The organism is Pedobacter jeongneungensis (genome assembly GCF_000633455.1).
GTDB lineage: Bacteria > Bacteroidota > Bacteroidia > Sphingobacteriales > Sphingobacteriaceae > Pedobacter > Pedobacter jeongneungensis_A.
In genome coordinates, this window is the sequence record NZ_AYMG01000047.1 from 1 (window position 1) to 17,426 (window position 17,426).

Annotated in this window: 17 protein-coding genes; 10 read left to right on the top strand and 7 right to left on the bottom strand. The window is 38.7% G+C overall.

Annotated elements, in window-relative coordinates:
• Positions 1 to 612: 612 nt before the first annotated feature.
• The 3 genes from U859_RS0129960 to U859_RS0129970 all read right to left on the bottom strand — a co-directional run bounded on the left by U859_RS0129960 (position 613) and on the right by U859_RS0129970 (position 4,324).
• Positions 613 to 1,281, bottom strand: coding sequence for an MCP four helix bundle domain-containing protein (locus U859_RS0129960; RefSeq protein WP_025146887.1), 669 nt, complete (start codon positions 1,279 to 1,281; stop codon positions 613 to 615).
• 214 nt (positions 1,282 to 1,495) lie between these two features.
• On the bottom strand, positions 1,496 to 2,929 hold the full coding sequence (locus U859_RS0129965) for an ATP-dependent RecD-like DNA helicase (RefSeq protein WP_025146888.1): 1,434 nt from the start codon (positions 2,927 to 2,929) through the stop codon (positions 1,496 to 1,498).
• 255 nt (positions 2,930 to 3,184) lie between these two features.
• Entirely contained in the window at positions 3,185 to 4,324 is a 1,140-nt protein-coding gene (locus U859_RS0129970; protein ID WP_025146889.1) for a putative sensor domain DACNV-containing protein, read from the bottom strand.
• A 381-nt stretch (positions 4,325 to 4,705) separates the two neighbouring features.
• Between U859_RS0129970 and U859_RS0129975 the strand changes: the two genes are divergently transcribed.
• From U859_RS0129975 to U859_RS0129995, 5 genes are all read left to right on the top strand, one after another.
• Complete coding sequence (locus U859_RS0129975) at positions 4,706 to 5,512, top strand: DUF3822 family protein (RefSeq protein ID WP_025146890.1); 807 nt, start codon at positions 4,706 to 4,708, stop codon at positions 5,510 to 5,512.
• Positions 5,503 to 6,036: a 16S rRNA (guanine(966)-N(2))-methyltransferase RsmD gene (gene rsmD / locus U859_RS0129980; protein ID WP_025146891.1), complete on the top strand. Its 534-nt coding sequence runs from the start codon at positions 5,503 to 5,505 to the stop codon at positions 6,034 to 6,036. Before U859_RS0129975 ends, rsmD begins: the two co-directional genes overlap by 10 nt.
• Before the next feature lie 130 nt (positions 6,037 to 6,166).
• On the top strand, positions 6,167 to 6,628 hold the full coding sequence (coaD, locus tag U859_RS0129985; protein ID WP_025146892.1) for a pantetheine-phosphate adenylyltransferase: 462 nt from the start codon (positions 6,167 to 6,169) through the stop codon (positions 6,626 to 6,628).
• A gap of 446 nt (positions 6,629 to 7,074) precedes the next feature.
• Complete coding sequence (locus U859_RS0129990; protein ID WP_025146893.1) at positions 7,075 to 7,578, top strand: RNA polymerase sigma factor; 504 nt, start codon at positions 7,075 to 7,077, stop codon at positions 7,576 to 7,578.
• Positions 7,568 to 8,173: a hypothetical protein gene (locus U859_RS0129995; RefSeq protein ID WP_025146894.1), complete on the top strand. Its 606-nt coding sequence runs from the start codon at positions 7,568 to 7,570 to the stop codon at positions 8,171 to 8,173. The genes U859_RS0129990 and U859_RS0129995 overlap by 11 nt, the downstream gene beginning before the upstream one ends.
• Before the next feature lie 215 nt (positions 8,174 to 8,388).
• On the opposite strand, the gene U859_RS0130000 is transcribed toward U859_RS0129995, so the two are convergent.
• Complete coding sequence (locus U859_RS0130000) at positions 8,389 to 9,000, bottom strand: NUDIX hydrolase (RefSeq protein ID WP_025146895.1); 612 nt, start codon at positions 8,998 to 9,000, stop codon at positions 8,389 to 8,391.
• A gap of 494 nt (positions 9,001 to 9,494) precedes the next feature.
• Here U859_RS0130000 and U859_RS0130010 point away from each other — a divergent pair, with 494 nt between their 5' ends.
• Complete coding sequence (locus U859_RS0130010; protein ID WP_025146896.1) at positions 9,495 to 10,370, top strand: hypothetical protein; 876 nt, start codon at positions 9,495 to 9,497, stop codon at positions 10,368 to 10,370.
• Between the two features lie 74 nt (positions 10,371 to 10,444).
• Here U859_RS0130010 and U859_RS0130015 read toward each other — a convergent pair whose 3' ends face one another.
• Positions 10,445 to 11,488 carry an NAD(P)-dependent alcohol dehydrogenase gene (locus U859_RS0130015; RefSeq protein WP_025146897.1) on the bottom strand — a complete coding sequence of 348 codons (1,044 nt, stop codon included), beginning with the start codon at positions 11,486 to 11,488 and terminating at the stop codon, positions 10,445 to 10,447.
• Between the two features lie 100 nt (positions 11,489 to 11,588).
• Positions 11,589 to 12,167 carry a GDP-mannose pyrophosphatase NudK gene (gene nudK, locus U859_RS0130020; protein WP_025146898.1) on the bottom strand — a complete coding sequence of 193 codons (579 nt, stop codon included), beginning with the start codon at positions 12,165 to 12,167 and terminating at the stop codon, positions 11,589 to 11,591.
• Positions 12,168 to 12,222: 55 nt separating this feature from the next.
• Here nudK and U859_RS0130025 point away from each other — a divergent pair, with 55 nt between their 5' ends.
• Positions 12,223 to 12,975, top strand: a complete 753-nt coding sequence (locus tag U859_RS0130025; protein WP_025146899.1) for a DeoR/GlpR family DNA-binding transcription regulator — start codon at positions 12,223 to 12,225, stop codon at positions 12,973 to 12,975.
• Between the two features lie 18 nt (positions 12,976 to 12,993).
• Here U859_RS0130025 and U859_RS32145 read toward each other — a convergent pair whose 3' ends face one another.
• Positions 12,994 to 13,170 (bottom strand): hypothetical protein, encoded by a 177-nt coding sequence (locus U859_RS32145; RefSeq protein WP_162800095.1) that lies wholly within the window; start codon positions 13,168 to 13,170, stop codon positions 12,994 to 12,996.
• Between the two features lie 279 nt (positions 13,171 to 13,449).
• Between U859_RS32145 and pyrE the strand changes: the two genes are divergently transcribed.
• The 3 genes from pyrE to U859_RS0130045 all read left to right on the top strand — a co-directional run bounded on the left by pyrE (position 13,450) and on the right by U859_RS0130045 (position 17,371).
• Complete coding sequence (gene pyrE, locus U859_RS0130035) at positions 13,450 to 14,115, top strand: orotate phosphoribosyltransferase (protein ID WP_025146900.1); 666 nt, start codon at positions 13,450 to 13,452, stop codon at positions 14,113 to 14,115.
• A gap of 39 nt (positions 14,116 to 14,154) precedes the next feature.
• On the top strand, positions 14,155 to 14,553 hold the full coding sequence (locus U859_RS0130040) for an SRPBCC family protein (RefSeq protein ID WP_025146901.1): 399 nt from the start codon (positions 14,155 to 14,157) through the stop codon (positions 14,551 to 14,553).
• A 142-nt stretch (positions 14,554 to 14,695) separates the two neighbouring features.
• On the top strand, positions 14,696 to 17,371 hold the full coding sequence (locus U859_RS0130045) for an alpha-L-rhamnosidase (RefSeq protein WP_025146902.1): 2,676 nt from the start codon (positions 14,696 to 14,698) through the stop codon (positions 17,369 to 17,371).
• The last annotated feature ends 55 nt before the right edge of the window (positions 17,372 to 17,426 follow it).

A 17,426-nucleotide genomic window follows, 5' to 3' on the forward strand; every position in this document is an offset into this window, starting at 1 on the left:
TCGTCATTGCGAGAAAAGGCTTTTTCAGCCGACGAAGCAATCTTTCTGGCAAGGATCGCTAGCAGGAAAGATTGCTTCGTCGTTCCTCCTCGCAATGACGACCGTGCTAATGGATTCTGTCTATGATTGCGTAGTCGAAGTATCTCCGTGTTTCTGTGCCTCCGTGGCAAAATAATGAAAGCTTCCTGCCTTACGCGGCAACCCATTATGAGGGTCATGAAACCTTCCTACCATGGGTGGTAACAAATCATGAGTAATAAGTAATAACCCAACAAATTAGTGTACACGGATACATTCCCATACTAGTTCTTACTCGTTTTGTAATCCTTAGGGATAATTTATTTTATAAAAATCAATATAAAAGATATATTTTTCTGGCAAATGGTAGTCTACAAGAAGTCGTCATTGCGAGAAGGCTTTTTCAGCCGACGAAGCAATCTTTCTGGCAAGAATCGCTAGCAGGAAAGATTGCTTCGTCGTTCCTCCTCGCAATGACGACCGCACTAATGGGGCTGTCTATGGTAGCGAAGGATCTCCGTGTTTTCAGTGCCTCCGTGGCTGATAAATTATTGAGAACCTTTCTTAGTGTCTTTGTGCCTTCATGGTAAAAATCTAATTCAAATTAAACTTATCACTCTGAATTTTCACCGCATTCGAAGCCGAAATAATCGCCACGATCATAATTCCGATCACAATAGCCAGAATAACCTGTAAAGTAGAATATACCTTCGTTCCGGAAACAAATATTTTAGATCCTTTAATCAGTTCATCGCCCACTTTAGATTGTATTTTAATGAGTGCCGAGAGTTTAGCTAAAGTTTGGTTTGCAGCATTTCGTCCAACCGATTCATAAACAGCCTTACTTTCTGATCCCATCATACTCAATATTTTCACCTCCAGACCCTGCTGAACAACCAATGCTTTTTTTAGCTCATTCAAAAAGCTTTGCTCCTGCTTTACCAATAAAGTAAGCTCGTATTTATTAATCACAGAATCTATTTCACGGTTATGCTTACCCATTTTCACAATGGCAATTGAGTTTTGGGCACCATTGCCTGATAATACCTCCTGAAGAATGGCATTTTTGTGATACAGGTTTTCGGCTATAAAATATAGGTCTGTAGCTGGAACAAGCCTGTCGTTATACATTGAAATAAACGAATCATTGATTTTCTCTACACTTTTATCTTCCAGAAAACGGATCAGTAACGTACAGCACATAATGCAGAAAAGCAAGAAAGCAATTTTAAGCTTGTTTTTGAGACTAAAAGCAAATTTCATATATAATTAGGTTAGTATGTTCGACCATAATGATTATCATATTTTGCTTATGCACCACAAAGGCACGAAAACACAAAGAAATAAATGTGACCCTTTTAACCTTATGGTTATTTCATTTGTACACCACTAGAGCAAAAAAACATTGTGCCTTCGTGTCTTTGTGGTTAACTATTAATAAATCGGTGTAATCTTTTAAATCTCTGCAATCATTATTTTAAAAATAGTCTTCCAATGCTGTCTTCGCAAAAAGCTGTGGCGCAAAATTAACTAAATATAGTTCTTTTTTCGCTCGGGTTACCGCAGTATATAACCAGCGGAGAAAATCCAGATCGATCATTTCTTCTGTAAGATAACCCTGATCTGCAAAAACGGCATCCCACTGTCCACCCTGTGCCTTATGGCAGGTAACCGCATAAGCAAACTTAATCTGCAGCGCATTGTAAAAAGGATCAGCTTTAATGGCCAACATCCGCTGGCGTTTATTGGCAATGTGTTCATAATCTTCGTTCAGCCCATCAAAAAGTTTCTTATTCTGCTCATAAGGCAGGTTGGCACTTTCTAAATTCAGGGTATCCAGCATCACCTTACAACTAATCTGTCCTGCCGCCGGGAAATCCATAAATTCTAAAGTAGCATCGGCAAAACGGAAACCATAACGTTCTTCCTCTCCCCTTACACGGATCACTTTAGCCATATCGCCATTGGCAATAAAGGCCGTATCCTCATTATCAGGAAGCCAAAAATAGTTGTTACGCACCACCATAATCTGATCGCCACCTGTTAATTCTTCTTCCCGATAAAGCAACCTCGCCCTGATCTGCTGGTTATACACATTGGCCGATTTATTGGAGCGGCATACCACCAGGGTATTTTCCATCCCAAATTTCCGGTAGGCGTATTCTAGTCCTTCTACTAAACGTGCACCAGGCATATTGTAAATATCAGTATAGTTTTTAGTCAGGAATTTAGGTAGGGGCTTGTCTGGATTTTTAGCAATCTGGTTCCTTAACATAGTGGCGTTGGCCAGAATACCCGATTTCTTTCCTTGTCGCACCACTTCTTTCAATTCAACCGACGAAACAGTTAAAGCAAATTTATCTTTCAGGTATTGTTCGTTCAATGCCGGACTATCTAAACTCCCCACAGGAGGCAACTGCGCCGTATCACCTACAAAAAGCAGAAAACAGTTTTTGGAATTGTACACAAATTCGAGCAGATCCCTCAATATCGACGAGCCGGTTTCATTAAACTCATCGGCAATCATCGAGGCCTCATCGATAATAAACAGGGTATTTTCGGAGAGGTTTGGAGCCAGTTGAAACTGCATTTCGGGCGATGCTGCAGAACGTTTCCGGTAAATCCGTTTATGTATGGTTAAAGCTTTGCGGTACGAATATTGGCTCATTACCTTTGCTGCCCTCCCGGTTGGCGCCAGCAGCTCGCTACGCAGGTTAAATTTGGCCAGAACCTTAACCAGAGCAGCTACAGAAGTGGTTTTACCCGTACCTGCATAACCTTTCAGTACAAAACAACGGTATTCATCCTCCTGTTGCAAAAACACCGACATGCGCTCGCAAAAAAGCAATTGCTCTTTGGTTGGTGTATGCTCGTATGCTGAGGCAATAAGTTGACTTTTGTCCTGGGTCATTTAGGGTTAATTGTATAATTGGTTAATCGGTCAACTTTTGCAGCTGCCGTTCTTAATAAAATCTTTTTTTCTGAGCTTCATAATGCGGACATCGTCATTCCCAACCCGATAGCTATCGGGTCGATTGGGAATCGTAATGCCAGCACTTTAAGATTCTCGTCTGCGCAGGAATGACGACCATTCTACTTGGTCTATCAATGTTAGCTTACAGGTTTACCTCAACAATAAAACAAGGTAACAATTAAGCAATTCAAACTACAGAAGTAGTGTTTCAATACGATGCGCCATTACCATATTTTGTTTTTTGCTATAGCTGAAAATGGTAAAATGTCCATCCTGAGAAGCAACAAGACCAACCGCCTGGGGCTGGTCGTTAACAAACTGGGCAACTGAGAAGTGTCTTGTTCCGCCGAGCTGTCCGGGGTATAAAATTTTATCTTCCCCACCAACAATTGGCTCAGAAAAAGCAATCTGCTCTACGGTAGGTTTCCCCTTTGCACGACCGATTTTAGCACCAAATGCGATCAGATCAAACTCTTCATTAATAATCGTTGCACCATCTACCGCGGTTAAGCCCGCCAAATGTTCTACCTCACGACGAACAGCACCCTGCGAAAAAATTTCACTCTGGTTGCCACTTTGTTTAGCCAAATTGGATAAGCCACAAAATGGGGGTTCAACCAAATATTGTATCGGATGGATAATAGAATCTTCCCATTTCGTATCGCCTTTTGGGACAATTAATAATGCCCCGCCGCGGCCATGCGCACGCATGGAAACCGAAAACTGGATCAGGATATTGATGGGGTCGTTCCAGCTGGCCAACACTGTTAAATCCAGCAAGGCCTGCAAAATCGGTGGACAATCCTTATTGGTACAACTGCGATCATCCACAATCCGGATCTGCTCACCTTTTAGTACCGCTACATTGGTAAATTTGCCAATACCATAAATCCTGCGGTGTTTAATCACGATTAATCCAGGTTCAGAAACATCTACCACAAAACAAAAGTTAGGAATGTTTAAGGTTGTGCCCCAGATATAAAGCTCGCCATCTTCTTCCCAAACCCCAAGGTGGATACCAGAACGTTCTATTCCCGGGGCTATTTTAGTTAAAGTATTGGCGTTAAGTAGTAATCTCTTTGCAAAAACCAGGGGTTTAGAAGTTTGCTCGGGCGGTAAAAATGCAATTGAAATTCTCGGCGAATGTCCTTCCTCCTTACGCAGACTGCTCCAAAAAGCAACATCTATAATCGCCTCAATAATTTTCCTGTCAGGCTGAGTAGCCAAATCTATCTCACCCTGTGCAATTGCATTTTTGTGTAGTTTAACAAAATGTTGCTCAATAGTTGCGGCAATGGTGTTTGCAGCTTTATAGGTAGGCTTGTAACTCATGTTTCGAATTTAAGCCGAATATTTTGATTTTTGAATAGACGAAAGGTTTGATTTTGGTAAAAAAAACACAAACATTTTCACCACAGATTTTCACAGATAAATACAGATATTTTTGATGTTCTTTTAACCGCAAAGCGCACAAAGAAAGATATTAACCACAAAGTCGCAAAGAACACAAAGTTAATTTCTTGTTTTTGACCAAAAATTCATTCTTAAGCTGGTAAAATACATGGCTTTATTAGTTATTAGCGATTGGAATTTAAAAAAAATTATTCCGTGTCAATCGGTGTCTCCATGGCAAGATCCAAGCAATGCCTCAGTAAAACCAAAAAATTAACGTCGTTTTGCCATTAATCCTTAAAAAACTCTATTTTTGTTTCAATGAGTAACAATAGTCTCTTATTGGTTGATCCAAACTTTAACACAGCTGCATCTGCAAACTGCCATTTATTGTTAAAAATAACGAATGACAGCTTTTCTTATGCCGTGGTAAGCAAGGATACCGAAGAGATTAACATCATTTTTGATAAACAGGGTTGTGAAGATGTGCAGAAGGATTTAAAATCTGCTTTTGAAACAGATCACTACCTTTCTTTAAATTACGCAACGGTAAAAGCAGCCGTACATACTTCAAATTTCATTTTTATCCCTGATGAGTGGTTTGACGATGAAAATTTGGCTGTTTATGCTCAATATCTCGGCTCTGATGCTAAAGTTTATACCAAACACAACAAAGAGCTTGGTTTTAACACTGTTTTTTGTTTAAATGATGAGGTGAAGGCAAATTTACCACAGGAAACCGATTTATTTCCACAATCAGAACCATTGGTGGCTTTATTTAGCCATTTAGCTGACGAATCTTTACTGATCGATTTTACGGCAGTATCATTTAACGTACTCTATACAAAAGATAAAAAGGTTGTTTTTCAAAACCACTACGAATCAGAAACTGCAGAAGAGTTTAATTACTTCCTTTTGCTGATGATCGAACAATTAGGTTTAAATGATACCGTTCCTGTTTATATACAAGGTATTATTAACGAAGATGATGAACATTATAATTGCCTTTTAAAATATTTCAATCAACTTTATTTCTTCTTCCCTACCGGGAAACAGAATAGTGAATTATTGGCCGATATGCCTAAACATTATTTCAGTGGCCTGCTTGCTTTAGATTTATGCGGATAATTGGTGGCAAATTAAAGGGCATCCGTTTGCAGCCTCCTGCAAACTTACCGGTACGCCCTACTACGGATATGGCGAAAGAAGCGCTGTTTAACATTCTGAACAATAAATACGATTTTGAAACCTGTACCGTACTCGATTTATTCTGTGGTACCGGAAACTTAACATTCGAATTTGCCTCACGGGGTGCCGAAAGCATTTTAGCTGTTGATATGGATTATGGCTGCGTAAACTGGGTAAAAAATACCGCTAAGCAGCACCAGTTTAATCAGATTGATGTACGCAAAGGCGATGTTTTTAAATTATTAAAGCAAATGACAGGCAGTTACGACGTGATTTTTGCCGATCCCCCCTACAATATGCCAAACATCCCACAAATTCCGGTATTGGTTAAAGAACAGCAATTGCTTAAGCCTGATGGTTTACTGATTGTAGAACATCAAAGTAACATGAAACTGAACAGCCAGCCAGGTTACACCGAAACCAGGAAATATGGCAATTCTTCTTTTAGCTTTTTCGAGTTATAATCGTTCATTCGGCATTTGTTCAATAGACATCGGTTTATTGGTCATTGATCATTTGATTAATCCACGCTACCCACCAAACGCCCGGCGCTAAATTATTCCTCTTTTAACCATAATAATCTATATTTGAATCATGAAGATAGCGCTATTTCCAGGCTCATTTGATCCGATCACCATTGCCCACGTAAATATTCTGCAACGTGCCACCCCACTTTTTGACAAAATTGTAGTGGGTATTGGCTTAAACAGTTCCAAGCAGAATTTTTTAAGTGCCGAGCAGCGCCTTCAGATCTTGCAGACCGTTTTTAAAGGTTATGAGAACATTGAAATTCAAACTTACGAAGGTTTAACTGTAGATTTCTGCCGAAAAATAAATGCCAAATATATGGTGCGGGGCATCCGCTCTGCTGCTGATTTCGAATACGAAAGGGCCATTGCGCAGATCAATCAAACCATGATGCCAGAAGTAGAAACCATCCTGCTGTTAAGCAAACCCGAATACTCTGCCATCAGCTCAACCATTGTTCGTGATATTTTAAGAAACCACGGCGATGTAAGTCCGTTTGTACCTAAAGAGGCACTTGATTTTTTATAGTTTTGTTAACCACAAATGTGCAGGGATAAACGCAGATTTAAATCCGGGTTCATCTTAGTTACATTATTCCCCTCCTTCAGAGGGGTGTCCGCAGGACGGGGTGTTTTTTTATAAGTGTGCTGTCGGGTGTTACCACCTGATTGATTACCATTTCTTAATCCACAACTACCTCAACCGATCGTTATTTCGAGCGGACCCGATAGCTATCGGGTGCAACACACTCACAACCGGCCTTGGCGTCTCGCTTAGGCACTAATCATTTTTACACATAAGCCCATTGCAATAAGATTCCCGCCTGCGCGGGAAAGACGACCAACCTAATGAAAACAACTGACCTTAGCGTCTCGCTAAGACCAGAGCAAGTTCACCCTTCTTATCAGTAATTAAATATTATTTCTAACTTAACCTGTAACGTTTTTAAAAATCTGTTACCAATTGGGTATACAATGAAAGAAACAGAAAACATATTTCTCAACCTGATCAATCAGCATAAAGCCATCATACATAAGATTTCTAAAATGTATATGAAAGATGCTGAAGAACAACGTGATCTGTTTCAGGAAATTGTACTGCAACTATGGAAAGCCTACCCTTCTTTTAAAGGGAATAGCAAGTTTACCACATGGATGTACCGCGTATGCCTCAATACAGCCTTAATTTATTTCAAAAAAGACAATAGAAAAGTAGACAAAGCACCATTGGATGAGAACATCGATGTAATGGATGTGAACGAAAATGAAGGAAAAGAAGAAAAGCTGGCCTATTTATATGCTGCCGTTCAGGAATTAAACGCAATTGAAAAAGCATTGATCTTCCTCTTTCTCGAAAACCAATCCCATCGTGATATTGCCGAAAACCTGGGAATAAGCGAGGTTAATGCCCGTGTAAAGCTTAACAGGACAAAAGAAAAATTACAGTTCATCATAAAGAAAAAAGGTTATGAATTTTGACGATTTAAAAAACGAATGGAATGCTGAAACTCCGGAAGGAAGCAATATTTCTACCAATATGCTTAAAATAAAACAGGCGCATACCCCTATTGATAAAATCAGGGCCAAAATGAAACATGAGTTTTTTTATCAGCTTTTCTTTTTGGCATTTATGGCTTTCATCCCTTACTTAGCCAGGTTTTCAACGGCCATAAACCAGGCGTACCTCATTACTTACGCCATTACCTGTGGTTTTACGGCTTACTATTTTTTTAAGTTTTACGTGTTCTATAAAAATTCTTACGATATGAGCATGGACACCCGCAAAAACATTCTCTGGTTTTATTATGAAATGAAACTGAACATTGAGCTATATAAAGCCTTAACCTATATTGTTGCTTTTCTTGCTGTTGGATTTATGTCGGCTTACCTCTTTATCGAAAAAGCCTCCGTTTTCGCAAAGATTTTAACTAAGCTATCGCCTGTATACATCTTATTAAACTGTTTTATCACCATTCTGATTATCGGAGCCATCACCGAGCTATGGGCCTGGTTTTATTATGGAAAATACCTCAAACAGGTTAAAAAAGTGGTTGATGAACTGGATAACGAATAATCGCGCAATTAGATCTATGTTAATCCTTGTTATCTGTAGTTGTATGTGCTGTCAGATGTTACCATCTGAAAGATAGCTATAATAATCCGTCGATTTTATCGGTGCTGTCAGATGTTACCATCTGACAGTTAAAGTGCATTAAAATTTCAATCTATAATTGTTCCGATCTGTGTCAGATAATAATATCTGACACTACGATTAAATTCTGATCCACACTACAAAATCCCACCGGCCCTCAACACATCCATAATAGATGGAAAGGTATTTTTAACCACCGGCGAAATATGGTTTTTATCCAACCAAACCGCTTCGTCAATCCCTTCTTCTTTTTGAGGAATCAATTTGGGTTCGCCTTTAACCTTCATTTTGTACCAATTGGTTTTCTTGATCACCATTTTGGTTCCTATCGGATACACATGGTAGGTTTTACAAAGTTTTTCTTCACGCTTAAAAACCCTGATCCCGCATTCTTCCTCTACCTCGCGAACAGCGGTTTCCTTCATTTTTTCACCATCTTCAAGCTTTCCTTTTGGCAGATCCCATTTTTTGTTCCTGAAAATAAACAGGTAATTTCCATTTGCACTTTCTACCAAACCGCCTGCAGCTTTAATAATGGTACAGTCTTTCTTTAATTTCTGGAAGGTTTCTTTTGGATTTTTTGTCAAGAAAATATAGCTCTTTTTAGATCCGTTTTTTAATTTTTTGTAGAACGTTTGCAGATTAAAATCCTGAAATTCAAGCTGCTGGATTTTCTCTTTCTGTTCCGGTAAAAAATCGGAGATAAACAAAGTGTTATCGTTGATATAAATTCTATAATTTCTCGGCATATAGTTTTAAAGCATATTTAAATGGAGCATAAATGACCTTTATAGTAAAACACTCCTTCTCCTGTAAACCCTTAAAGGATATTTTAATTTCGGCAAAATATACATTTGCTTTCCCTAAAGTAGAAAAATTGTTGAGTTATTTATAAGGTATAAAAAAAGGTTACAACAATTAATGTTGTAACCTTATCTAAATTAACGCTCTCAATCAAAGATTGATGCAAGGCTCTCACCCCTTGCTTGGTACAAATATATAATAATTTATTAAACTGATAAAAAAAATCAAAAAATATTTCGGCCATATTGTAACACTGATTTTAAATAACTGAATACTAACAGATTGTATTTACAAAAAAATCTTCCTCCATCAAAACCTTAATACACTAGATTGTAAAAAAAATAGTTTAATCTTAATAATGGAACATTTGAATGGAAAACAACGCTTATAATTCCTTCAACGATAAATATTTTTCATAATTTTAGCTTTTTAATCTACCATGCCCATACCTTCATTATCAGAAAAAGATCTGGAAGCATACCGAAATGATCTTTCTAACCCGGAAAAATCAACAAGCGAGCTTTTTGTCAAATTAAATGGGCTTTATCAACGTTTTGCCAGTAACGAACAGCTCCTGGCAGATTTCGAATATGTTTCGGCACTTAATAGCCTCGAAAGTAGCTATACCTCAAAAAAAGAGCATTTTAACAAAGAAATTGTTGAGCTTAAAAGACAGTTTAAACAATTGGATAACCGCATTGTGGCTGCAGAACAGAAATTACGACATGGTATACCGGAAGACCTGCTGGTAATGGACAAAATTATTGCCGAACAGGAATCTATTGTAGAAGATCAGGAAAAGCTGAACAATGCCGAAACCCATATTGTAGAGCAGGTACGGAAAATCGATATCGAGCATGGTAAAGAACTTCAAAAATTAGAACAGCAACAGAACAATAGGGAAACTCCCTTTAAAAGCAAGTTTTCGGCCTTTAACGAACAGATCAGGAACGCTGAAAAAGGAATTACTTTAAAAGTTAGCGGATTTTCGCTCCTTGCGATTATCGGTATTCCTTTAATTATAGATTTATTTTTTGGCATGATAGGACTGCCTACTTTCTCTAAGAGTACCAATAACATTATATTCAACCATTACCTTTTTCTGATCAGCCTGATATTGGTCGAAATATTTCTCGCTGATAAAATCAGAAACAGAATTTCACGGATGTTATCAATATCTTACCTTAAAGATTCGTTGAACACGTTAGATAACTTATTAACTGAAAACGAAAGACAGTTGGCAAAAGTAGAATCCGAACATCACATTCCTTTGTCCGAATTTGTAAAGAAAAATGGAGATGCTTTAGATTATTAAGCAATCCTTAAATAAAAAAGGGATTTAGAAATATTACTATCTCTAAATCCCCATAACTTTTGTTACGATCTGAACTACAATGTAGCCATATCAATCACGAACCTGTAACGTACATCTCCTTTTTGCATCCTATCGTAGGCAGTGTGAATGTCTTTCATATCAATCATTTCAATATCTGAAACGATGTTGTTTTCTGCACAGAAATCCAGCATTTCCTGAGTTTCGGCAATACCGCCAATACCCGATCCGGCTAAACTTTTTCTGCCCCCCAATAAACTGAAAGCTGCAATTTCTGCTGGTTTTGGTGGAACACCCACACAGATATGCGTACCATTTGTTCTTAATAAAGAAAGGTACATGTTAAAATCATGTTCAGCAGATACGGTATCCAAAATAAAATCGAATGTACCTTTAGCTGCTTTAACCTGCTCAGGATCGGTAGTGACTACAAAATGGTGTGCACCCAATTTTTTAGCATCTTCTTCTTTTTTAGGCGAAGTACTCAATACTGTAACCTCAGCACCAAAAGCTACACCAAATTTCACAGCCATGTGGCCTAAACCACCTAAACCCAGTACAGCCAATTTATGTCCTTTTCCTACTTTCCAGTGTCTTAACGGCGAATAAGTAGTAATCCCTGCACATAAAAGCGGCGCTACCGCAGCAAGATTTAATTTATCAGATACGTGTAATACAAACTCTTCACGCACAACAATCGAGTCAGAATAACCACCATAAGTTGGTGTTTTCCCATCTCTCTCCAAACCATTATAAGTTTGCGTATTGCCTTCTAAACAATATTGTTCGAGATCCTGCTTACAGTTTTCGCAAACCTGGCACGAATCTACCATACAACCTGTACCAGCAAGATCGCCTACCTTAAATTTCTTAACATGGTCGCCAACTTTAATTACCCTGCCCACAATTTCATGTCCTGGAACCATTGGGAATATCCCCGGGAACCAATCGTTTTTAATCTGGTGCAGATCTGAGTGGCAAACCCCACAGAAAAGTATTTCGAACTGCACATCATGAGGTCCTACTTCCCGGCGCTCAAAATTCCAGGGTGCAAGATCCGTTTCGGCATTTTGTGCCGCATATCCTTTTGTTGCTATCATAAAAATTTAAAATTAATTAGTACCATAACAAAGGTAAAGCGTGCTTTGTTACGAACGATTACGCAATTCAAATAATTCATTGCAAAATTCAAACAATGAACTATAACAACAGTCCTTTTAACCGGGCATATTGCAAAAGCATGATGGTTTTTCCATCCTTTATTTCACCGGAGGTAATCATTTCCAGCGACTTTTCGAAAGGCAATTCTAATACTTCTATATCTTCATTTTCTTCCTGCAGTCCTCCTCCATTATGCATTTTCATATCATGTGAATATGCTGCCACAAAAAAGTACAAGAGCTCGGTAACCGAACCTGGAGACATATAGGCTTCGAAAACTTTTTCTACCTGACCAATTCTAAATCCGGTTTCTTCTTCAGTTTCTCTTCTGATACAATCTTCCGCATTATCCTGATCCAACAATCCCGCGCAACACTCAATAAGGTAGCCGGTCTCATTTCCATTAATAAATGTCGGCATCCTGAACTGACGGGTAAGCACAACTGTTCCATATTCTTTATTATACAATAAAATTGTGGCACCGTTCCCCCTATCATAAGCTTCTCGTTCTAAAACAGATTTAACACCATCAATCCCAATCATTTCAAAACTTACTTTTTTGAGCGTGTACCAATTATCGGATAATATTTGAGTATCGAGAATATTAATATTTTTCATAAATGATTATTTTTGATTGATTATGATTATTTTTGATCGAATTAAATCATTATAAATGACATTTCAAAAAAGAGCGAATAAAATCCTCGAACTTTTAGAAGAGTTTGGCGAAGTTGAGATCAGGCAACTAGCAGCTGAAATTGATGTATCTGAAGTTACCGTAAGAAGAGACCTGACCACTATGGCAGCTAACGGACTGCTTTACCGTACCCATGGAGGGGCAATGAAAGTTAGTGAACTAATCAAGCCAGTTTCATTTGTCAATAAAGCTGCAGTTAATTTAAAAGCAAAAGATGCAATCTGCAAAAGGGCTGCAGCAGACATTATGGATGGCGATATTATATTTATCGACTGTGGAAGCACGGCCTTTAGATTATGCCAGTTTATCAAAAACAAAAAAATAAAAGTCATTACCAATTCACTACCGGTAGTAAATGAGCTGCAGGGCAGCCCGGTAGCTATTAACCTTATTGGAGGTGAAGTTGACATAACCAGGCAAGCAGTTCATGGAAATATAGCACAAGAACATATTGCCAGATACCACGCTTCGAAAGCTTTTTTAGGTGTTGATGGGATCACTGGCGAGGGATTATATGCTGGCAGTGAGCACGAAGTTTCGAATACTTTGGCTATGGCATCGCAAAGTGATTGCGTTTACATGCTTTGCGATGCCAGCAAAATTGGAAAAACGTCCTATTTAAAGTTTAATGATTTATCGCTCGTAAATATTTTAGTTACCGACTACAATGGGCCTGAAATAACCGAATTCGAATCAAAAGGGATATCAGTATTTCCGGTAACCGTTTAAAATGACGAAGAATTTTGATCAGGAGAACATTCCGTGCGTAATTTCTTCAACAGCATCATCAGCATAAAAAAAGATGGTAAAGAAACTTGGAGCCTGTGTAATTGCTAAAATATCCTCACGTTTAATGTGGTTTTCGTTGATAAAACGGGTTAGGCGCTCGTGCGAACTGAAGTAGTCTGATTTTAAAACGATCATGATTTTAAGATTTTGATTAAGACGATAATGGTTAATAATTGTTACACAAAGCTAACCCCAACTTAATTAGAACCTATTTGTAAACCTAACTATTCTTTATCACCCTGATTTACAGGAAGTGGCGAGAAATAGCTTTTAGCATCCATCAAAATTTCCGATATTTGTAGTATTGGAATGTCGAAATCAAATCCCGATTCCTACATTTTTCTTTCCCCAATGTAAAACAAAGGGGGTTAATAAACGTTATGACAAACACAAATAAATCTGTAATTTTGAGCCATGTATAATAAAAGTGATATTGAATTAAAGGTAGCGGAATTTTTATTACAGATAAAAGCAATTAAATTACAGCCAAACAATCCCTTCACCTGGGCATCAGGCTGGAAATCGCCAATTTATTGCGACAATAGAATTACCCTTTCCCATCCTCAGGTTAGAACTTACATCCGTCAGAAACTGGCACAGGCCATACAGGAAGAATTTGGTTCTGTAGATGTAATTGCAGGTGTTGCAACCGCTGGTATCCCACAGGGCGTTTTGGTAGCGCAGGAACTTGGTTTACCTTTTATTTACGTAAGGGCTAAAGCCAAAGAACATGGCACCGGAAGTTTAATAGAAGGCGAAGTAGTTGAAGGTCAACGTGTAGTGGTAATCGAAGATTTAATTTCGACCGGAAAAAGCAGTTTACAGGCTGTTGAAGCTTTAAGGGCTGCAGGTTTATCAGTAGCGGGTTTAGCCGCAATTTTCACCTATGGTTTCGAAAAAGCAGACGAAAATTTTGCCGCTGCAAAATGCCGTTACCTTACCTTATCAAATTATGCTGCTTTAATCGATTATGCTGCCGAGCACAGCATTATTGCCAAAAGCGATATGGAGTTATTAGGTAAATGGCGCTTAAATCCTTCAGAATGGGGACAAGGACAAGTTTTGAGTCCGGAATCTTAATTTTGAAATAAGAAGAACAAAAATCTATAAAAATATATAATGACTGTTATTGAAAGCACAGTAGAAGTTAATAAGCCCGTTGCCGAGGTTTATGCTTTTCTATCCAATATGAACAATCATCAGCAACTGATGCCAGAAAACATTTACAACTGGGAATCAACCGAAGATGATGCACGGTTTACCATTCAAAATATGGCGAAATTGGCCATTAAGATTTCAAACCGTGTTGAAAACCAGGAAATAACAGCAATTCCGAGTGAGAAAGCACCTTTTGATGTAGAATTAAAATGGACAGTTGCAGATAACGGAAATGGAACTACCACTGCAAAACATATCATCTCAGCAGATTTAAACATGATGATGAAAATGCTGGCATCTGGTCCTTTGCAAAAACTAGCCGATCATCAAACCGAGAAACTGAAAGAAATCTTAGGATAAAAAATGATTGCACAGATTTAGGTGATTGCACAGATATATAAGACGAATTAATATTCGTCTTTTTTTATGCGTAAAAATTCCATTGCGGTTCTTTTATCGGCATATTATTTTAATACCTTAGTTTTTGGATAAGCCTTAAACTATGAACCTCAAATTTTTACAAATAACTACTTTACTTTTTGCCCTTTCTCCCTTTTCTAAAATATCAGCTCAATCGCTTACAGCCCTAAAAACCGAATATTTGGTCAACCCGATTGGCTTAGATAGTCCGAATCCACGTTTTACCTGGCAAATGAACGATGCCAATCAAGGTGCTAAACAAAGTGCTTACCGCATTCTGGTTGATACCGATTCCAATTCGCTGGTAAAAGCCAATGCTAAATTATGGAGCACGGGCTGGGTGAAGTCAGACCAAAATTTGGTTATTTATTCGGGTCAGTTACTAAAACCTTTTACTAAATATTTCTGGCGGGTTGATATTTCCGACGGGAACAATAAAAAATCAGATAAAATCACCATCGCCAGTTTTGAAACAGGGATGATGAAAATGGAAAACTGGCAGGGTGCCTGGATTTCGGATACGGAGAATACCAAACTTAAACCTGCACCCTATTTCCGCAATACTTTCAGCACCAATAAAAAAATTAAATCCGCAAGGGCCTACATTGCTGCAGCCGGATTATACGAACTTTCAATCAATGGAAAGAAAATCGGCAACCACCGCATGGACCCCATGTACACCCGGTTTGACAGGCGTACGCTATATGTTACTTATGATGTGACCGATGCCATCAGCCAGGGTAAAAATGCGATTGGTATATTACTGGGCAATGGCTGGTACAACCATCAATCAACCGCAGTTTGGTATTTCGACCGTGCTCCCTGGCGCAACAGACCTACCTTTTGTCTTGATGTACGCATCACTTACGAGGACGGCACAACCGAAACCATCAAATCGGGCAAAGGCTGGAAAACTGCTTTGAGCCCTATTGTTTTCAACAGCATTTACACGGCTGAGCATTATGATGCGCGTTTAGAAAAAACAGGATGGAATACCCCAAATTTTGATGATAAAGACTGGAAAGACGTGATGTTCCGTTCTGCACCATCAAAAAATATTGTTGCACAGGCCTTACACCCTATCCGTAATGTGGAGGAAATAACCAGTAAAAGCATTAAAAAGTTTAACGATACCACCTACCTGTTCGATCTGGGTAGAAATATTTCGGGTGTAAGTAAAATCACTGTAAATGGCCCTGCCGGAACGGTTATTAAACTAAAACACGGCGAGCGCTTATATCCTAACGGACGTGTGGATATTTCAAATATCGATGCTCATTACCGCCCAACGGACAATACCGACCCATTTCAAACTGATATTTTAATCCTGAATGGAAAAGGTGCACAAAGTTTTATGCCACATTTTAACTATAAGGGTTTTCAATATGTGGAGGTAACCAGTTCTGCTCCTGTACAATTGAAAAAAGAAGATTTGGTTGGCTATTTTATGCATAGCGATGTGCCAGTGGTTGGTGATGTTAAATCATCAGAACCAATTATCAATAAAATCTACTATGCCACCAACAATTCATACTTATCAAATCTCTTTGGCTACCCAACAGATTGTCCGCAGAGAGAAAAAAATGGCTGGACAGGCGATGCCCAGATTGCTATAGAAACAGGTTTATATGGGTTTGATGGCATCACCATTTACGAAAAGTGGCTGGCCGATCATCGTGATGAGCAACAGCCAAACGGTGTTTTACCTTCTATTATCCCTACCGATGGCTGGGGTTACGAATGGGGAAACGGACCAGACTGGACCAGTACCATTGCCATTATCCCATGGAATGTTTACCTGTTCTACGGCGACAAAAAACTGCTTGCCGATTGTTATCAGAACATCAGGAAATATGTAAACCACATCGACGAAACCTACCCTACCGGTTTAACTACCTGGGGTTTGGGCGATTGGATCCCGGTGAAATCTAAATCTCCGGTAGAGCTTACTTCAACCTGTTATTATTATGCCGATGTGGTGATTTTGGCTAAAGCCGCCAAAATTCTAGGCAAAAGTGATGATTATGAAAAGTATATGGCATTGGCAAAAAAAATTAAAGATGCCTTTAATGCCAAATACCTGAATAAAGAAAAAGGGATTTACAACACCGGCATACAAACAGAAATGAGTGTTCCTTTGTACTGGAAAATTGTTCCGGAAGAATCGATTGCTTCAGTTGCCAAAAACCTGGCCAAACGTGTAGAAGCTGATGGTTTCCATTTGGATGTTGGTTTATTAGGTACAAAGGCCATTTTAAATGCCTTGAGCGAAAATGGTTACAGTGATATCGCTTATAAAGTTGCGGCACAAAAAACTTATCCAAGCTGGGGCTGGTGGATGGAAAACGGAGCCACTACCTTATACGAAAACTGGCCTATTGATGCGAAATCAGACATTTCTATGAACCACATCATGTTTGGCGAAATCGGTGCCTGGTTATATAAATCACCGGGTGGTATTAAGCCAGATGAAAAACAGCCTGGTTTTAAACATGTAATTCTCGACCCACATATCATGGAAGGTCTAAATTCTTTCGAAGCCAGCCACATTGGTCCTTATGGGAAGATTAGCAGTGCGTGGAAAAGAATAAATGATGGGATTAGATACGATATCACCATTCCGGCTAACTCTACCGCAACCATTAATCTGCCCCTTACCCGTGGAATGAATACTTATGTAAATGGTAAGATAACTAATAATGGAAAAATAGATTTAACGGCGGGTAAATATGTGATCGAACATAAAACAAACAAATAATCCAGTTCCCGAGATACCGTCATTGCGAGAAGGCTTTTTCAGCCGACGAAGCAAT

Coding starts and splice junctions, on each gene's coding strand:
- U859_RS0129960 (WP_025146887.1), bottom strand. CDS start 1,281: ATGAAATTTGCTTTTAGTCTCAAAAACAAGCTTAAAATTGCTTTCTTG.
- U859_RS0129965 (WP_025146888.1), bottom strand. CDS start 2,929: ATGACCCAGGACAAAAGTCAACTTATTGCCTCAGCATACGAGCATACA.
- U859_RS0129970 (WP_025146889.1), bottom strand. CDS start 4,324: ATGAGTTACAAGCCTACCTATAAAGCTGCAAACACCATTGCCGCAACT.
- U859_RS0129975 (WP_025146890.1), top strand. CDS start 4,706: ATGAGTAACAATAGTCTCTTATTGGTTGATCCAAACTTTAACACAGCT.
- rsmD (WP_025146891.1), top strand. CDS start 5,503: ATGCGGATAATTGGTGGCAAATTAAAGGGCATCCGTTTGCAGCCTCCT.
- coaD (WP_025146892.1), top strand. CDS start 6,167: ATGAAGATAGCGCTATTTCCAGGCTCATTTGATCCGATCACCATTGCC.
- U859_RS0129990 (WP_025146893.1), top strand. CDS start 7,075: ATGAAAGAAACAGAAAACATATTTCTCAACCTGATCAATCAGCATAAA.
- U859_RS0129995 (WP_025146894.1), top strand. CDS start 7,568: ATGAATTTTGACGATTTAAAAAACGAATGGAATGCTGAAACTCCGGAA.
- U859_RS0130000 (WP_025146895.1), bottom strand. CDS start 9,000: ATGCCGAGAAATTATAGAATTTATATCAACGATAACACTTTGTTTATC.
- U859_RS0130010 (WP_025146896.1), top strand. CDS start 9,495: ATGCCCATACCTTCATTATCAGAAAAAGATCTGGAAGCATACCGAAAT.
- U859_RS0130015 (WP_025146897.1), bottom strand. CDS start 11,488: ATGATAGCAACAAAAGGATATGCGGCACAAAATGCCGAAACGGATCTT.
- nudK (WP_025146898.1), bottom strand. CDS start 12,167: ATGAAAAATATTAATATTCTCGATACTCAAATATTATCCGATAATTGG.
- U859_RS0130025 (WP_025146899.1), top strand. CDS start 12,223: ATGACATTTCAAAAAAGAGCGAATAAAATCCTCGAACTTTTAGAAGAG.
- U859_RS32145 (WP_162800095.1), bottom strand. CDS start 13,170: ATGATCGTTTTAAAATCAGACTACTTCAGTTCGCACGAGCGCCTAACC.
- pyrE (WP_025146900.1), top strand. CDS start 13,450: ATGTATAATAAAAGTGATATTGAATTAAAGGTAGCGGAATTTTTATTA.
- U859_RS0130040 (WP_025146901.1), top strand. CDS start 14,155: ATGACTGTTATTGAAAGCACAGTAGAAGTTAATAAGCCCGTTGCCGAG.
- U859_RS0130045 (WP_025146902.1), top strand. CDS start 14,696: ATGAACCTCAAATTTTTACAAATAACTACTTTACTTTTTGCCCTTTCT.